The sequence below is a fragment of the Acinetobacter haemolyticus genome (assembly GCF_900406815.1).
In the GTDB taxonomy this organism is placed as follows: domain Bacteria; phylum Pseudomonadota; class Gammaproteobacteria; order Pseudomonadales; family Moraxellaceae; genus Acinetobacter; species Acinetobacter haemolyticus_A.
Map to the genome: position 1 here is coordinate 48,166 of NZ_OVCN01000020.1, position 16,317 is coordinate 64,482.

12 protein-coding genes and 2 pseudogenes are annotated in these 16,317 nt (G+C 40.9%); 5 read left to right on the forward strand and 9 right to left on the reverse strand.

Going from position 1 to position 16,317, the window contains the following annotated elements; genetic code table 11:
* Positions 1-73 precede the first annotated feature (73 nt).
* Together betB and betI are read right to left on the reverse strand one after the other, a co-directional pair.
* Positions 74-1,543 (reverse strand): betaine-aldehyde dehydrogenase, encoded by a 1,470-nt coding sequence (gene betB / locus DK207_RS13600; protein ID WP_109441640.1) that lies wholly within the window; start codon positions 1,541-1,543, stop codon positions 74-76.
* On the reverse strand, positions 1,536-2,159 hold the full coding sequence (betI, locus tag DK207_RS13605; RefSeq protein WP_109441641.1) for a transcriptional regulator BetI: 624 nt from the start codon (positions 2,157-2,159) through the stop codon (positions 1,536-1,538). The genes betB and betI overlap by 8 nt, the downstream gene beginning before the upstream one ends.
* Positions 2,160-2,359: 200 nt before the next feature.
* Here betI and DK207_RS13610 point away from each other — a divergent pair, with 200 nt between their 5' ends.
* Both DK207_RS13610 and DK207_RS13615 read left to right on the forward strand, forming a co-directional pair.
* Positions 2,360-3,970, forward strand: a complete 1,611-nt coding sequence (locus DK207_RS13610) for a BCCT family transporter (RefSeq protein ID WP_109441642.1) — start codon at positions 2,360-2,362, stop codon at positions 3,968-3,970.
* 119 nt (positions 3,971-4,089) lie between these two features.
* The gene (locus DK207_RS13615) at positions 4,090-6,150 is read left to right on the forward strand and encodes a choline transporter (protein WP_109441643.1); all 2,061 of its coding nucleotides are present in this window, start codon (positions 4,090-4,092) and stop codon (positions 6,148-6,150) included.
* 45 nt (positions 6,151-6,195) lie between these two features.
* Here the strand turns inward: DK207_RS13615 and DK207_RS13620 are convergent, their stop codons facing one another.
* From DK207_RS13620 to mqo, 3 genes and pseudogenes are all read right to left on the reverse strand, one after another.
* Positions 6,196-6,651, reverse strand: coding sequence for a hypothetical protein (locus DK207_RS13620; RefSeq protein ID WP_109441644.1), 456 nt, complete (start codon positions 6,649-6,651; stop codon positions 6,196-6,198).
* 27 nt (positions 6,652-6,678) lie between these two features.
* Positions 6,679-7,117: pseudogene (locus DK207_RS16045) on the reverse strand (MFS transporter); the annotation flags it as partial.
* Positions 7,118-7,178: 61 nt separating this feature from the next.
* Positions 7,179-8,819, reverse strand: a complete 1,641-nt coding sequence (mqo, locus tag DK207_RS13625) for a malate dehydrogenase (quinone) (protein WP_109441645.1) — start codon at positions 8,817-8,819, stop codon at positions 7,179-7,181.
* Positions 8,820-9,533: 714 nt separating this feature from the next.
* Between mqo and hppD the strand changes: the two genes are divergently transcribed.
* A complete protein-coding gene (gene hppD / locus DK207_RS13630) occupies positions 9,534-10,589 on the forward strand; it encodes a 4-hydroxyphenylpyruvate dioxygenase (RefSeq protein ID WP_109441646.1) in 1,056 nt (351 codons plus the stop codon).
* Between the two features lie 70 nt (positions 10,590-10,659).
* Here hppD and DK207_RS13635 read toward each other — a convergent pair whose 3' ends face one another.
* From DK207_RS13635 to fahA, 4 genes are all read right to left on the reverse strand, one after another.
* Positions 10,660-11,439: an IclR family transcriptional regulator gene (locus DK207_RS13635; protein ID WP_109441647.1), complete on the reverse strand. Its 780-nt coding sequence runs from the start codon at positions 11,437-11,439 to the stop codon at positions 10,660-10,662.
* A gap of 358 nt (positions 11,440-11,797) precedes the next feature.
* On the reverse strand, positions 11,798-12,346 hold the full coding sequence (locus DK207_RS13640; protein ID WP_075316089.1) for a VOC family protein: 549 nt from the start codon (positions 12,344-12,346) through the stop codon (positions 11,798-11,800).
* 20 nt (positions 12,347-12,366) lie between these two features.
* The gene (gene maiA, locus DK207_RS13645) at positions 12,367-12,999 is read right to left on the reverse strand and encodes a maleylacetoacetate isomerase (protein ID WP_109441648.1); all 633 of its coding nucleotides are present in this window, start codon (positions 12,997-12,999) and stop codon (positions 12,367-12,369) included.
* On the reverse strand, positions 12,986-14,293 hold the full coding sequence (gene fahA, locus DK207_RS13650; RefSeq protein WP_109441649.1) for a fumarylacetoacetase: 1,308 nt from the start codon (positions 14,291-14,293) through the stop codon (positions 12,986-12,988). Before fahA ends, maiA begins: the two co-directional genes overlap by 14 nt.
* A gap of 353 nt (positions 14,294-14,646) precedes the next feature.
* Between fahA and DK207_RS13655 the strand changes: the two genes are divergently transcribed.
* On the forward strand, positions 14,647-16,032 hold the full coding sequence (locus tag DK207_RS13655) for an amino acid permease (protein WP_109441650.1): 1,386 nt from the start codon (positions 14,647-14,649) through the stop codon (positions 16,030-16,032).
* Between the two features lie 125 nt (positions 16,033-16,157).
* Positions 16,158-16,317 (forward strand): annotated as a pseudogene (locus tag DK207_RS13660) (aromatic amino acid aminotransferase); the annotation flags it as partial.

Sequence of the window (16,317 nt, forward strand, 5' to 3'; positions counted from 1 at the left end):
CTTTATTTGTTTGCATGATCAACTGAAAGCATGGCGCTTCAGTTGATCAAGTGAAGATAAAGCGCAATGCTTTTTAGAAAATGCTTTGGTAATCACCAAGCTCAACTTGAATGGATTTAATGCGGGTGTAATGCCCTAAGGTGGTGAGACCATTTTCACGACCAACACCAGACTGCTTATAGCCGCCTACTGGCATTTCAGCAGGGGATTCGCCCCAAGTATTGATCCAGCAGATCCCAGCTTCAATTTGATGAATAATACGGTGCGCTCGACTAATATCTTGCGTAACCACGCCCGCAGCGAGACCAAAGTTTGTGTTATTGGCACGGCGAATCACTTCTTCTTCAGTTTGATAACTGAGGATACTCATGACAGGTCCAAAGATTTCGTCTTGAACAATACGCATATCATCGGTGCAATCACTAAAAACAGTAGGTAGCACATAAGCACCTTGGGCAAATTGTCCCGTTGCACGCTCACCACCAACCAACAATTTAGCGCCCTGTTGTTTGCCTGCATTGATATAGGAAAGCACTTTGTCCATGTGTGGGAAGCTTGCTAGTGGACCGAAATTTGTTTCAGCATCCATTGGGTCGCCGAGGCGGATACGCTGTACACGTTCTACAATCGCTGCCTCGAATTCGGCTAAACGTGATTTTGGAACAAAAACGCGCGTGCCATTGGTACAAACTTGGCCTGAGCTAAAGAAATTTGCCATGATTGCAATATCTGCGGCACGGTTCAGATCTGCATCTTCACAAATAATCAGGGGTGATTTACCACCGAGTTCCATCGTGACTTCTTTAAGTGTAGAACCTGCGGCGCTGGCCATTACTTTTTTGCCTGTTTCAACACCACCTGTGAAAGAGATTTTTTCAATCACCGGATGTTCAGTAAGCCATTGTCCGATGTCACGACCTGCACCTTGTACCACGTTAAATACACCATCTGGGACACCAGCTTCGGTATAGATTTCAGCAAGTTTAAATGCGGTAAGCGGGGTAGTTTCACTTGGTTTGAAAATCATCGCATTTCCCGCAGCTAGTGCAGGAGCTGATTTCCATAAAGCAATTTGAATTGGATAATTCCAAGCGCCGATACCAGCGACAACGCCAAGGGGTTCACGGCGTGTATAAAAGAAACTTGATTCACGCAAAGGAACTTGTTCACCTTGAATGGCAGTCGCAAGACCTGCGTAATATTCAAGTACATCAGCACCCGTGACGATATCAACGGTTGATGTTTCGCTATAGGCTTTACCAGTATCAAGTGTTTCAAGCTTCGCCAGTTCATCATTACGTTCACGCAGAATATCAACAGCACGACGTAAAATACGGGAACGTTCCATCGCAGTCATTGCTGCCCAAACTTTTTGTCCTTGTTGGGCACTTTGAACAGCTGCTTCGATATCTTGTTGTGAGGCTTGCTGAAGTGTTGCGATCACTTCACCGTTGGCAGGGTTAATACTATCAAATGTTTGTCCGCTGGTTGCTTCAACGTAGCGTCCATGAATATATAGTTGATGAACTTGTGCATCACTCATTCTGTTTCTCCTGCAAAGGCTTGTTCGCAAATTGCAATTGCGTTTTTACATAATCGTAAGCAATGGAACGGGCGAGTTGACTGTCAAATTCGTCATGACTGCTTAAACTCCCGCGTAACCATAATCCGTCAATCAACGCTGCTAAACCGCGAGCAGCAATACTTGCCTGTTCTTTATCCAGTAACTTGAGAAAATAGAATTTCAAGTTTGAATAGAGGCGTTGATCATTAATTCGTTGCAAACGCCCTAATTCGGGAAGATGCATACTGGCTGACCAAAAATCTAACCAAACACGCATCGCTTGCTTGTTGACCTGACTAATATCGAAGTTGGAATCAATAATTGCCTTGATTTGGCTTTCTGGATGCGCATCTGCTTCCGTTTTATATTGGTCAGTTTTTTGACGCAAAACGTTGAGCATTTCTTGCATGCAGGTATTGATTAATCCCTGTTTATCACCAAAATAGTGACTCACAATACCAGTTGATAACTCGGCCTTTTTTGCAATTTGTGCAATGGTGGTATTGGATAACCCCACTTCAGAAATTACATGGAATGCGGCGTTGATAATTTCTTCGCGTCGCACATGCTCTGGTTTGACTCTACGTTTTGTCATGTTGATCCACTGAAAGCCCTGTAAAGGTACTTTTTATTTAACATTTCTCAATGTAGAACATCATAGCATTTTTTTATCATACTTTTTATTGATTGAACGTTCAATCAATAAAAAGTATAATCTGTAAAAATCACACAATTTTTGATTACTTGGTCAAAAGATGCAGTAAGAAAAATACACCGATTGCAAGGAGCAAGATGATGGTGTCAAAAAGTAAGGATGGGTTTTCTTCCGAACGTATTCGATTAAATTTTTTTGTTTTTTGGAGCTCCGCAATCAGTATCGGTGTTTTCGGTCTATTGTTTGTCGGCTTTCCAGAGCAAAGCCAGTTTTGGTTGACTTATGTCCAAGAGCAAGTCAACCAGTTATTTGGTTGGTATTACATATTGGTGATCGTGGCATGCTTAGGTTTTGTCGCATGGTTAGCATTTTCTCGAGTGGGCCAGATTCCATTAGGTAAAAATCAAGACAAGCCAGAGTTCGGTTATCTGGTATGGGTGTCCATGCTATTTTCAGCGGGTATCGGTATTGCCTTGCTCTATTATGGTGTTGCTGAGCCAGTTGACCATTTTCTTCGTCCGCCAGAAGGTGAGGGCGGTACTGTACAAGCAGCGCGTGATGCCATGATGTATAGCTTCCTGCATTGGGGTATTCATGGTTGGGTATTGTATGCCTTGATCGGCGTAACCTTGGGTTATTTTGCTTTTCGATTAGATTTACCGTTGGCTTTACGTTCTGCGCTGTATCCAATTTTCGGTCCTCGAATTTATGGCTGGATAGGCGATTTCGTTGATGGTTTTGGTATTTTAGCGACGGTCATTTCTCTAGTAACCAATTTAGGGATTGGCGCACTGGTATTGGTGTCAGGAATTACTTATTTGTTGCCAGAAATTCCCAATACACATGGTACTTTGATTGCAGTGGTGTTACTGATGATGGCAGTAGCTACGCTAACCACTGTCGTCGGTATTGAAAAAGGCTTGGCGTGGTTATCACGCATTAATTTACGTCTGCTATATGCGCTGCTACTTTTTGTTTTCCTCACAGGACCAACCAATCATTTGCTCAATGGTTTGGTGCAAAACATGGGCGATTATCTCAATAACTTTATTGCTAAAAGTTTTGACATGTATTTATACGATCAACAGGCAAATTCATGGTTGGGTTCGTGGACGGTGTTTTATTGGGCATGGTGGATTGCTTGGGCGCCTTTTGTGGGAATGTTCATTGCACGTATTTCCAAAGGCCGTACCATTCGAGAAGTAGTTTTAGGGGTATGTCTGATACCGCTTGGTTTTACCTTGGCTTGGATTTCAATTTTTGGAAATACCGCGATTCATTTAATTTTGAATCAAAAACAGCAAGCATTAGGAGAGATGGTCTTAGCTGATCCTGCGTTATCCCTATTTAAGTTCCTCGAATTTTTACCGTTCAATCCTGTTATTGCTGGGATTGTTGTTATGATTTGTTTCGTATTGTTTTTGACTCCAGTCGGTTCGGGTACACTTATGATCGCAAATCTTTCCTCGAAAGGGGGGAGTAATGAAAGTGACTCACCGATTTGGTTGCGTATCTTTTGGTCTGTGGTCATCACGATTGTCAGTATTGGTCTGCTTTTAGCAGGTAGTTTTGATGCAATGCAAAGTGCGGTTGTACTTTGCGGATTACCATTCTCCGTTATTCTTCTGCTTTATATGTTTGGTTTAGCCAAAGCGCTAAAACAGGATCATTATCATCCTCAACAACCCAAAGTGGTGACGGAGGAAATTCAACCATTACATCAGCATACTAAAGAACCAGAAGTTATGTAATTTCGGTTGATGCGCTTTATTTTTCATTTTTTATTCGGATGGATCTTTTCGTTTAAGTTTTAATTAACGAAAAGATCAGGATGAATATTTTTCTTTTTTTCTCATTCCTTGAGGATTGTATGGTGACAGATAATCCAAGAGCAGTTGATGATTCATCTATTCAAACAAAAGATCAGTTAAACCGTGTGGTCTTTTATGTTTCAGCGCTCATAATTTTAATATTTTCATTAACTACGATTTTGTTTAATGATTTTGCCAATCACGTATTGAATACGGTTTTGGACTGGGTCAGTTCCACATTTAGTTGGTATTACCTCCTTGCTGCAACTTTATATTTAATCTTTGTGGTGTTTATTGCTTGTTCTCGTTATGGGGACATCAAGCTGGGGCCTAAGCATTCCAAACCAGAATTTAGTTTATTGAGCTGGTCGGCGATGTTGTTTGCGGCAGGGATCGGCACAGACTTAATGTTCTTCTCTGTGGCTGAACCTCTTTCTCATTATATGAATCCACCAGTGGGTGAAGGACAAACCTATGAAGCCGCAAGACAAGGCATGGTGTGGACACTATTTCACTATGGCTTAACAGGCTGGGGTATGTATGCATTGGTGGGAATGGCATTGGGCTATTTTAGCTATCGTTATAATTTGCCTCTCACCATTCGTTCTGCTTTATATCCTATTTTTGGTAAAAAAATTGACGGTCCAATTGGGCATAGTGTTGATACAGCAGCGGTGATTGGTACGATTTTCGGTATTGCAACCACCTGTGGTATTGCCGTTGTTCAGATCAATTATGGTCTGCATGTTTTGTTCGGCTGGCCAGAAGGACTCTGGATTCAATCCAGTTTGATCTTGGTTGCGGTGATTGTCACGATCATTTCAGTGACGGCAGGGGTGAATAAAGGGATTAAGGTCCTGTCGGAGATCAATATTTATGCCGCCATTGGCTTGATGTTATTTGTCCTGTTCTTGGGGAATACTGAATTCCTACTCAATGCACTGGTACAAAACTTTGGTGACTATATTAGCCGTTTCCCGAGCTTGGCTTTAGATAGCTTTGCATTTGAACAGCCGAAAGAATGGATGAACAGTTGGACATTGTTCTTCTGGGCATGGTGGGTGGCTTGGTCGCCATTTGTGGGGCTGTTTTTGGCGCGTATTTCACGTGGCCGTACCATTCGTGAGTTTGTCTGTGGTACTTTAATTATTCCATTACTCTTTACCATTACATGGTTATCTATCTTTGGTAATAGTGCTTTATACAATGTTATTTTTGACGGTAACAATGCCTTGGCGCAAACGGTACTGACTGATCCTGCCCATGGTTTCTATGACTTGCTGGCTCAATATCCTGGCTTTGCCTTTATTGCGGGTGTAGCCACAATTACAGGTTTGCTGTTCTATGTAACATCTGCCGATTCTGGTGCCTTGGTACTCGGTAACTTCACTACCAAATTTTCCAATGTCGATAATGATGCCCCACGCTGGTTACGTGTGTTTTGGGCGATTGCGATTGGATTATTGACGATCGCCATGTTGATGGCAAATGGGATTACGGCGTTACAAAGTGCCACGGTGATTATGGGTTTGCCGTTCAGCTTTGTGATGTTATTGGTGATGGCGGGATTGTATAAGTCTTTGCGTTTAGAAGACTATCGCAAGGCCAGCAGTAGCTTAAATGCAGCGCCTGTGGTGGGGAATGTGGATATTCTCAACTGGAAGCAACGTTTATCTCGTGTGATGCATCATCCTGGAAGTAGTGAAACCCAACGTATGCTCGATAGTGTATGTAAACCTGCGGTACAAACGGTTGCAGATGAGCTGGTGAAACGCGGTATGAATGTAGAGGTGACACAGGGTGAGGTGGAAGACAGTGATTCCCTTTACCATTTGGACTTAACCATCTACATCGAAGATGAACATAATTTTGTTTATCAGATCTGGCCTGTGCGTTATATCGCCCCTACATTTAGTGAGCGTGGTAAACGTGGTAAGCAACATTATTATCGTTTAGAGACGTTCTTATATGAAGGTTCTCAGGACAATGATTTGGTCGGTTATACCAAAGAGCAAGTGATTAATGACATTTTAGATAAGTATGAGCGTCACATGACATTCTTACATATCAATCGAATTAGTCCAGGAAATCGCCCATTGTATCCGGATTCACAAGATTAATTTTTATCAAGACCCCGCTTTAAACAGTGGGGTTTTTTTATCCTTTTAAAGTGCGCCGTATTGTTGCCATGTTTCGCCCGTTTCATGCGGAGCGTATTTTTCTTTTAACTCATGTAGGGATTGAGTTTGATAGATCGCAAAAACAATCATTATTATGAATAATCCGCCGAGTTTAATTAATTTTTTATAGCGATATGGGCCTGAATAAAGATAGAAAATACAATAAAACGCCAGTAACAAATAGGTGCAGAACAATGAGTGCAGTGCTAAATAGATCAGAAGCAAAGCTGTAAATAGTAAAATGATACGATTTTTTAAAGTACTGGAATGAAAACTGAAGATATATAGAAATAAGAAGCCAATTGAGGTCCAAAAGAGATAGCTAGGCCCACCGATAATCACGATATAGGTCGATTGTAGGCAGAGTAAGACTAACCATACAAAAATGGAAAAATTAATAAATTTGCTAGAGCCTGATGAGGCAGGCAATGAGTCTTTCATATGGATTGGCGTTTAAAATCAAAGTTGTTAAGGGCTAAAACGAAAATTCAGTAAATCTTTGGTTTTGAGCTTGGTAAAACAACGCAGACTAAAGCCAGTGACCCTCCGATATATACCGCGGGTATTAGGCTGAAAAAACATGTCATTACACTGGATTGGAATGTACCAAGTTCATTGCTTGCGCTAACAAAAATGCCATTTATTGCACCTGTCCTAGCAAGTATTGGGCGAGGTGATGGGCAATATGGTCTGGCAAATTACAATGTTAACACTGTCACAAGCATCCATCATAATGAGAACTGAAAGGGAAAAATAGGGGTGTCTGGTAACTGCGAAAATTAAAGTATAAAAAGCAAATTCTGTAACTGCGATTATGATGAAGTTCCATGGCTGAGATCCTAATGAAAAGGAACTAACTCGCTCTCATGAATAGTCCACCAATAGTATCTGCTGTATGAAACAACCCCGTCATCAACATCGAGGCGTAAAAAAGAGGAGTCGAAACTCCTCTCTTTAAGAAAGATTAATTATTGCGCCACAGCTACAGCGGTACTTTGTTGCTTCGCAGGAACAATTTGAGCTGGGGTCGTATAGTTCAAGCCTAATGTTGAGCTTGTATATTGGCGAATTTGATCAAGTAAAACAGGGTCGGTTGCAAGATCCTGTCCATAAGAACGCACGATCTCATGTAACTTCGCATCCCATTCACCTTTGGTTTTTTCTGGGAAGGCTTTTTCAAGCAAATTCAGCATGATATACGGCGAAGTTGATGCGCCTGGAGAAGCACCGAGTAAAGCGGTTACGGATTTATCTTCTGATGCAAAGATCTCTGTACCAAACTGTAACTTAGCTGGTTTGCCAGGTTCTTTTTTGATGATTTGGACACGTTGACCTGCTTGACGTAAATGCCAGTCTTTCGGATCAGCTTCTGGATAGTATTTTTTCAACTCATTGAAACGATCTTCATCAGACATCAACACTTGGCTAATCAAGTATTGAACAAGGTCAGCATTTTGTAAGCCAATCGCAGTCATTGGCAAGATGTTGTTCTTGTTGGTCGATGCTAACAAATCGAGTTGAGAACCATATTTCAGGAACTTGTTCGAATAGGTTGCAAATGGTCCAAACAATACATATTTCTTACCGTCAATATAACGCGTATCAATATGTGGAACTGACATCGGAGGTGCACCAAGATCTGCACGACCATAGACTTTAGCGGTGTGTTTTTCAGTTATTGCAGGATTATCTGTCACAAGGAACTCACCGCCTACAGGGAAGCCAGCATATTGTTTTGCCTCAGGCAAACCTGTCATTTGTAATAATTTAATCGCTGCACCACCTGCACCAATAAATACAAAGCGGGTTTTGACGTGGCTAACTTCACCAGATTTCAGGTCTTTAAATGCGACAGACCAGGTATTGTCATCATTTTTACTGATACCCGTTACTTCAGTAGAGGTTCTCAGTTTGAAGTTTGGATTTTTTTCGAGGTGGTTAACCAATTGAGTTGTGATCGCACCATAGTTCACATCTGAACCAACATCCATACGCGTTGCCGCAATTTTCTGTTGAGGATCACGACCATCCATCACCAAAGGTGCCCATTTCTGAACTTCGGTTGGATCTTCAGTGATTTTCATGCCCGCAAACAACGGCTCTTGGATCATAGCTGCATAACGCTTTTCCATGAATTGCACATTATCACCCCAAACGAAGGCAATATGTGGTACTGGATTGATAAAGCTATTTGGTGTACTCAATACACCTTGTTTCACTTGATGCGCCCAGAATTGTTTTGCAATTTCGAATTGGCTTGCAACTTTCACGGCTTTAGAAACGTCCATTTTACCGTCTTTTTCTTCGGTATAGTTCATTTCCATAAAGCCTGAGTGACCAGTACCCGCATTGTTGAAACCGTTTGAACTTTCTTGTGCAACCGCATCAAGACGTTCATACATGCGAATATTCCAGTCAGGTTGTAACTCATTTAGATAAGTGCCTAATGTGGCACTCATAATACCGCCACCGATCAATACGACATCGACAACAGGTTCGTCACTTTTAGTTTTAACTGCCTTTGACGTAATCGGTCTAAAAAGAAAGGCAATAGCGATAACAATTAGCACAAGTAACAGTGCTAATACGTATTTCCAAAATTTTTTCATTCAATTTACCTTAAAAATTAAATGACGCTCTATATAAAGGATATATAGAGAGAAAAGATTTAAATAATGATGTATGCACTCAAGGCACATCAAAAGAGGAGGGTGCCCGAATTGGGATTGGAGACAATTTTGTGAATTTTACTTTAATTTGGGTGCTTTTTTATAGCCTTAATGTTTAAAAATGTACATATCAAGCCCGATTTAGTGATCGTTTGCTGATTTATTGCTTCGTGAAAAAACTATAATTAAATTTATTAAAGAGTGATAGCTGTCACGCTTTTTTAAGTAAATTTTCGCAATTTTATTGAAGTGATAGATTTTACCCTTTATCTCGACTGCATAGCGGCTTAGGATTTAAATATAGTGGATTAGTACGGCAAACATGGAATGGATGTTGGAATAAAAAATGGAATAGAATTTGGGAATAATGAGGTAAAATTACACATAGTATAATTAAATTATGTATTGCATAAATTCATGGTTTCTTGTAGCATGAATTTATGTTGAGGGCCAATGCTTAAATTTGGCTGACTTATGGACGGAGGAAAAGGTTTCAACACGGATGCTTTTAGCCTATTTATAAAAACATCGGAAACCTTTTCTAATCATGCTTGCGGCTGTTGATGCCATTTAAATGGAATGTTTAAGCATTTGGATGCACAACACCAAGGCCGAGTGTGAAACGGATGAATTTATCTAAATAAGGGAAACTAGATGGACATTTTAGATAACCCATTAGAATTATGTGGATTTGCTTTTATTGAGTTTGTATCGACGGAAAATGGATTAGATCAAATTTTTGAGACCATTGGGTTTACCAAAGTCGCAAAGCATAAGTCTAAAAAAGTTTATTTATGGCGCCAAGGCAATATCAATATCATTTTGAATTACCAGCCTGAATCTTATGCTTCTTTCTTCTTTAAAGAACATGGACCATCAGCATGTGCGATGGGCTTTAGAACCCGTGATGCAGCAAAAGCATTCAAGAACGCGGTTGAGCTTGGTGCAGAGCCAATGTATTCGCAAGCGGGTCCAATGGAGCTGAATATTCCAGCGATTAAAGGCATTGGTGGCATGCCAATCTTCCTTGTGGATCGTGACATTTATGAAAATGACTTCATCTTCTTCGATGATGTCGAGAAGAATCCAAAAGGCGCTGGCTTAAATGAAATCGATCATTTGACTCACAATGTTTATAAAGGTCGTATGGAGTATTGGGCGAATTTCTATGAGAAGATTTTCAACTTCCAGGAAATCCGTTACTTTGACATTAAAGGTGAATATACAGGCTTGACCTCTAAGGCATTGACTGCACCTGATGGTTTGATCCGTATTCCTTTAAATGAAGATTCAGACAAGGGTAACGGTCAGATCGCAGAATTCCTGTCTGATTTCAACGGTGAAGGGATCCAACACATTGCCTTTATTACTGATGACTTGATTTCAACTTGGGATAAGTTAAAAGGCTTAGGGCTTGAGTTTATGACGCCACCGCCTGAAACTTATTACGAGATGTTGAAAGAGCGCCTACCAGAGCATGGTGAGCCAACCGAAGAACTGCAAAAGCGTGGTATCTTGTTGGATGGAAATACCAAAGATGGTCAGAAGAAATTGTTATTACAAATCTTCTCTCAAAATATGCTCGGACCTGTATTCTTTGAGTTTATTCAACGTAAAGATGACGACGGTTTTGGTGAAGGTAACTTCAAAGCCTTGTTTGAGTCGATTGAACGTGACCAGATCCGCCGTGGTGTATTAGAAGCCAAATAATTCGTTTAAAAATCCAAAGCAAAAAGCCAAGAAATCAATTTCTTGGCTTTTTTATTGCTATAGGTTTGAATTAACGCGTTTTGATATATTGATTGATTGCTGCCACTTCTCGTTTGAAAAGTTCGAGCTTTTCACTGCCTTCATGGACTGGGAAAAACATTTCACTATCCAATGCAACAATACAGAATTCCATTGCTTGATGTGCGTTGAAGATCGGTAGTCCTACGGCATTGATTCCCACCAGTAAGTCACCTTGAGCGACTGCCATCCCGTTTTGCAAGATATTTTCTTTGAGGTTTTTGAACTCATCCCAGTTCGCTGGTTTGATGGGATAGTGATGATGCGCAGCTCTTTCCCATTCAGCGTGTATCAATGGCTGAATCACCGCTTCTGGTAAATAAGAAGCAAAAATACGACCTGCCGCAGAGTTGACCAAGGGCATGATCGAGCCAACTTTGGTCACGATCGAAATTGGATGATTGGACTCAATCGACTGAACCACCAATGGACCTTTGGGCGACCATTTGCTGATTTGAATACCACAACCAATTTTGCTTTGTAGCTCATAAATTAAATGTTGAACCAGCTGTAATACATCGGTGTGTTGAATGCAATTTAGACCTAATCGCCACGCTTGATCGCCGAGTGCATATTGACCATCATCTAGCTGTTTGGCGTAATTCATACGAATCAAGCTGACTAAATAGCGGTGAACCTTGGCAGGATGCATATCCAGTTTACTGGAGAGCTCTTTCAATATAATTGGCTTATTGTGTTCTAAAAGGGCATTGAGTACAGATAAACCCACCTCTAGTGATTGAACTCCACCAGATAACTTTTCTTCAATCATTCAATAAACCCTTTATACCCATGATATCTAGCCGTATTCGTTTGATTTGAATAGATGGTTTCAATGTTCAACACATCATGCCTGAGCATACTACAAAATAGAAATCACCTTTTTTAATGACTTAAATAGGTGAATTGCATAAGCATACAATGCTTTGCACTGACATAGTATCGTGTTTGTCGTAAAACAGAGGACAAGATTTCTGTGTCAGCGCAGCCAACATTTGACCATAAAAAATCGACATTGAAGCAAATCTACTCCAATGTCGATCAATCTTACATTTATGCTGTGAATCGATGCTTTGACATGAGTTTTGCGATTACATCTTTCAATTGCATCCTATTCACAAAACCCATGCTTAGACGCCTAATTCTTCTTCATGCAGGAAGTGCGTATGTTGAGGAGCACGTTTGGTTCTGCTCCATTCCTCTAGCATTTCGGTTTTCATCTCTTCAGTAATACGCGCAATCTTGGCATCGGCATGAATATCGTTATAAGTGAGTTCTAAACGATGACCATTTGGATCAAAGAAATAAATCGAATGGAAAATGCCATGATTGGTCACGCCAAGGACTTTTACACCATTTGCTTCAAGATGTTCTTTGGCTCTTAACAATGTTGCCTGGTCTTCAACTTCAAAGGCAATATGTTGTACCCATTGAGGAGTGTTCTCATCACGTCCCATTTCAGGCTGTGTTGGTAACTCAAAGAAGGCTAAAACATTTCCTTGACCTGCATCGAGGAATAAATGCATATAAGGATCAAAGGCTTTGGTTGAAGGGACATGATCTTCAGCAAATGCCAAAATGAAGTCCATATTCAACATGGTTTTGTACCATTCCACTGTTTCTTTGGCATCTTTGCAGCGGTAGGCAACGTGGTGAATCTTTTTAATTGCAAATGTCATGATAAAGCTCCTTTTTATCTTTATTCCCAATCGGGCTGTTGTTCAGGGGCAGCTTGATGAAATGCTGGAAGCGCCATACAGTGTTGATAAATTGATTCAATTTTTGGAAATGCACTCACATCTACTTTAAAACGTTTGGCGTTATAGACTTGTGGAATCAAACAGCAATCGGCAAAAGTGGCTTGTGTACCAAAACAAAACTGACCATTGGATTGGCTGAGTTGCGCCTCTAAGCTATGAAAACCTTCGATAATCCAATGCTGATACCAGTGATTTTTTTGAATATCACTGAGCGCAAGCTCATTTTGTAAGTATTTCAGCACTCTTAGATTGTTGAGTGGATGAATATCACAAGCGATGGCTTGGGCAAATGCACGCACTTTAGCGCGATCTGCAAGATCTTTTGGTAATAGAGCAATCGCTGGATAGGCTTCTTCCAGATATTCCAAGATACTGATGGACTGGAGTAAAGGCTGATCTGCATCCATGAGGGTAGGTACCAACTGACTTGGATTGAGTGCTTGATAATCTGCCAGTTGTTGCTCATTTTTAACCAGATGCACTGCCTGCGTGTCATAGGCAAGTGCTTTTAGGTTGAGTGCAATTCGTACCCGATAGGCAGCTGAACTACGGAAATAGCTATACAGTTTCATAGCTCACTTCCTCAGTTTCCTGAAAGTCAAAGCGGTGTGCTGCAAGAATGGTATTTTCGACTTGGCCAAAACCAACACGAATACCGTCTTTTTCACAGTGACCCTTCATAACGACGCGATCACCATCTTCCAAGAAGCCACGCTGCTCACCATTGGCAAGGGTAAGTGGTTTGGTGGTATTCCACGTCAGCTCAAGCAAACTACCATAAGAGTCTTCCGTAGGTCCTGAGATCGTACCTGAACCCATCAGATCGCCAACTTGGACATTACAACCTGCAATGGTGTGGTGAGTGAGTTGCTGTGCCATCGACCAGTACATATATTTAAAGTTGGTCTGACAGATCACATCCGCCGTTTGTGATTTCGGGCTTTGAATTTCGACACTGAGCTGGATATCGTAACTGTTGGCGATATTTTCTTGTAAATAGCTGAGTGGCTGCGGTTGCTGTACTGGGCCTTTGACTTTGAAAGGTTCCAATGCTTCCATGGTCACTACCCATGGTGAGATCGCGCTGGCAAAAGTTTTGGCATTAAATGGTCCTAATGGCACATATTCCCATTGTTGGATATCACGTGCAGACCAGTCATTTAATAACACCATACCAAATATATGATCCCAAGCATCTTCAATCGCTATGGGTTGACCTAAACTCGTTGCTTTACCCACGATAAAAGCAGTTTCTAACTCAAAATCGAGTTTACGTGTGGCAGAGAAAACTGGACGTTCGCTATTCGGTAATTTGATCTGTCCAGATGGGCGAACAATATCGGTACCACTGACGATCACAGAACTGGCACGACCGTTATAACCGACTGGCAACTCACTCCAGTTAGGTAATAGGGCATTCTTTGGATCTCTGAACATGGTACCGACATTGGTGGCATGTTCTTTAGATGAATAAAAATCGGTATAGCCTGGGACATGGATCGGTAAGTGTAAAGTTACCGCATTTTGTGGACGTAAAACTAAAGTACGTAATTCCGCATTGTCACGCAGGGCTGGATTGTTTGCAGACAACAAGCTTTGTAAGGTCTGACGCACGTATTGCCAGTTGTGTTTACCTGATTCGATAAATGCATTGAGCGTCGGCTGATTGAAATAATCCTGATTTCCTTCAAATTTTAATAAGCCATGCGCCGTCAATGCTGCAAGGTCAAGCACCCAGTCACCAATTGCCACACCTACACGTTTATGTGCTGGGTTACTTTCACTAAAAATTCCATAAGGCAAATTATGAATTGTGAAATCGGATTGTGAGTCAATCTCAAGAAAAGAGGTTAAATGCTGTGTCATGAGTTTGCCTTCCTTGTCTTAATTTTGTCTGGATTTACCATAAATATTTTTGAGTCTTGACTAGATATATGAAAAACAAAGCTAAATTGAAAAATTACCGCGCTTGTTATGCTTCATCAAGGCTCTAAACCGTAGCTGATAACTTCTATCATACTGAAAATAATTAATTACGCAATACATAATTTAATTACATATTTCATAATTGTTGTTATTTGTTGAATTTTCTGTTTATATGCGCGGTTATGAGAAAAGTGAATCAATTATTTTTTGATCAACACTAGGCATTTCTGATTAATTTATGATATACGTAATTTTTGATAAGAAAATTACGTGACAAGGATGAGAATAATCATATGTCAAATCAACAGCAAGGAAACCTGAAACACGGTTTGAGCAATCGGCACATCCAGCTTATCGCGCTAGGTGGGGCAATTGGTACAGGGTTATTTCTCGGTATCTCACAATCGATTAAGCTTGCAGGTCCGTCCGTCATCTTAGGTTATGCAATCGCAGGATTTATTGCATTCATGATGATGCGACAGTTAGGTGAAATGGTGGTTCAAGAGCCAGTGAGTGGTTCTTTTAGTCATTTTGCACACAAATATTGGGGTTCATTTGCTGGCTTTATGTCAGGCTGGAATTATTGGGTACTCAATATTCTGGTCTGTATGGCAGAGCTGACCGCAATTGGACTCTATATTCAATATTGGTGGCCCGAGATTCCAACATGGGCATCAGCATTGGCGTTTTTCCTGTTAATTAACGGTATCAACTTATTACATGTCAAACTCTTTGGTGAAATGGAGTTTTGGTTCTCTATCGTCAAAATTTTAGCAATCTTGGCCATGATTGGCTTCGGTTCTTATTTGCTAGCGACAGGCACAGCTGGTCCACAAGCAGGGATTAGTAACCTTTGGGCATTGGGTGGTTTCTTCCCATTTGGTGTTGAAGGTCTGGTCATGGCGATGGCGGTGATTATCTTTGCTTTCGGTGGAATTGAATTGTTTGGTATTACAGCAGCAGAAGCGCGTGATCCAGATAAAACTTTACCTAAAGCCGTTAACCAAATTATTTACCGTATCCTGATTTTTTATATCGCAACGTTATTTATTTTGTTTGCATTGTTCCCTTGGAATCAAATGGCAGAAGGCGGTAGCCCTTTTGTGATGGTATTTGCTTCTTTGGACAGCCACGGTGTGGCGACGATGCTGAACTTCGTCATTTTGACTGCTGCTGTTTCTGTGTATAACGGTACAAGTTATTGCAGCAGCCGTATGTTGTTAGGTTTGGCTCAGCAGGGCAATGCTCCAAAATTTTTAAAGCAGATCAATAAACGTGGTATTCCAACCAATGCAGTATTGGTTTCTGCTTTTGTGACAGTGTTATGTGTAGTGATCAACTACCTGTTTCCTCAGAAAGCTTTTGCGTTATTGATGATGTTGGTTGTTGCTGCGATTGTCATTAACTGGATCGTGATTTCATGGACTCATCTCAAGTTCCGTAAAGCGATGCAGGCACAAGGACAAACCACTAAATTCCCAAGCATTGCTTATCCATTTAGTAACTATCTGTGCATTGCTTTTATGCTGGGTATTTTGGTCGTGATGTCACTTTCACCAGATATGCGTATCGCTGTGATGATGATTCCTGCATGGATTCTCTGTCTCATGTTGGCCTATGCAGTGAAGTTACGGAAATTGAAAAATGCCCAACCTAGCGTTGCTTTAGGTACAGATTAAGTCCTAGCACTTCTTAAAAAATCTCCATAAATAGGGCTGAGTCATACTCAGTCCTATATTTTTATTGATCAATCGACTGGATCACTTCATGACGATGAATGTGATTTAACGAAAGGACATTGTTAATGTTTCAACATATCCCACCTTATGCAGGCGACCCAATCCTCTCTTTAATGGAACAGTTTAATGCTGATTCACGCGCTGAAAAGGTTAATTTAAGTATTGGTTTGTACTACAACGAAGATAGCATCGTTCCACAGCTCGATACCATTATCGAAGCGCAGA

Excerpts from the sequence above, each read along its gene's own strand:
- fahA (WP_109441649.1), bottom strand. The coding sequence starts at position 14,293 with ATGACACAGCATTTAACCTCTTTTCTTGAGATTGACTCACAATCCGAT.
- mqo (WP_109441645.1), bottom strand. The coding sequence starts at position 8,819 with ATGAAAAAATTTTGGAAATACGTATTAGCACTGTTACTTGTGCTAATT.
- DK207_RS13655 (WP_109441650.1), top strand. The coding sequence starts at position 14,647 with ATGTCAAATCAACAGCAAGGAAACCTGAAACACGGTTTGAGCAATCGG.
- DK207_RS13620 (WP_109441644.1), bottom strand. The coding sequence starts at position 6,651 with ATGAAAGACTCATTGCCTGCCTCATCAGGCTCTAGCAAATTTATTAAT.
- DK207_RS13610 (WP_109441642.1), top strand. The coding sequence starts at position 2,360 with ATGGTGTCAAAAAGTAAGGATGGGTTTTCTTCCGAACGTATTCGATTA.
- DK207_RS13640 (WP_075316089.1), bottom strand. The coding sequence starts at position 12,346 with ATGACATTTGCAATTAAAAAGATTCACCACGTTGCCTACCGCTGCAAA.
- maiA (WP_109441648.1), bottom strand. The coding sequence starts at position 12,999 with ATGAAACTGTATAGCTATTTCCGTAGTTCAGCTGCCTATCGGGTACGA.
- hppD (WP_109441646.1), top strand. The coding sequence starts at position 9,534 with ATGGACATTTTAGATAACCCATTAGAATTATGTGGATTTGCTTTTATT.
- DK207_RS13635 (WP_109441647.1), bottom strand. The coding sequence starts at position 11,439 with ATGATTGAAGAAAAGTTATCTGGTGGAGTTCAATCACTAGAGGTGGGT.
- DK207_RS13615 (WP_109441643.1), top strand. The coding sequence starts at position 4,090 with ATGGTGACAGATAATCCAAGAGCAGTTGATGATTCATCTATTCAAACA.
- betB (WP_109441640.1), bottom strand. The coding sequence starts at position 1,543 with ATGAGTGATGCACAAGTTCATCAACTATATATTCATGGACGCTACGTT.
- betI (WP_109441641.1), bottom strand. The coding sequence starts at position 2,159 with ATGACAAAACGTAGAGTCAAACCAGAGCATGTGCGACGCGAAGAAATT.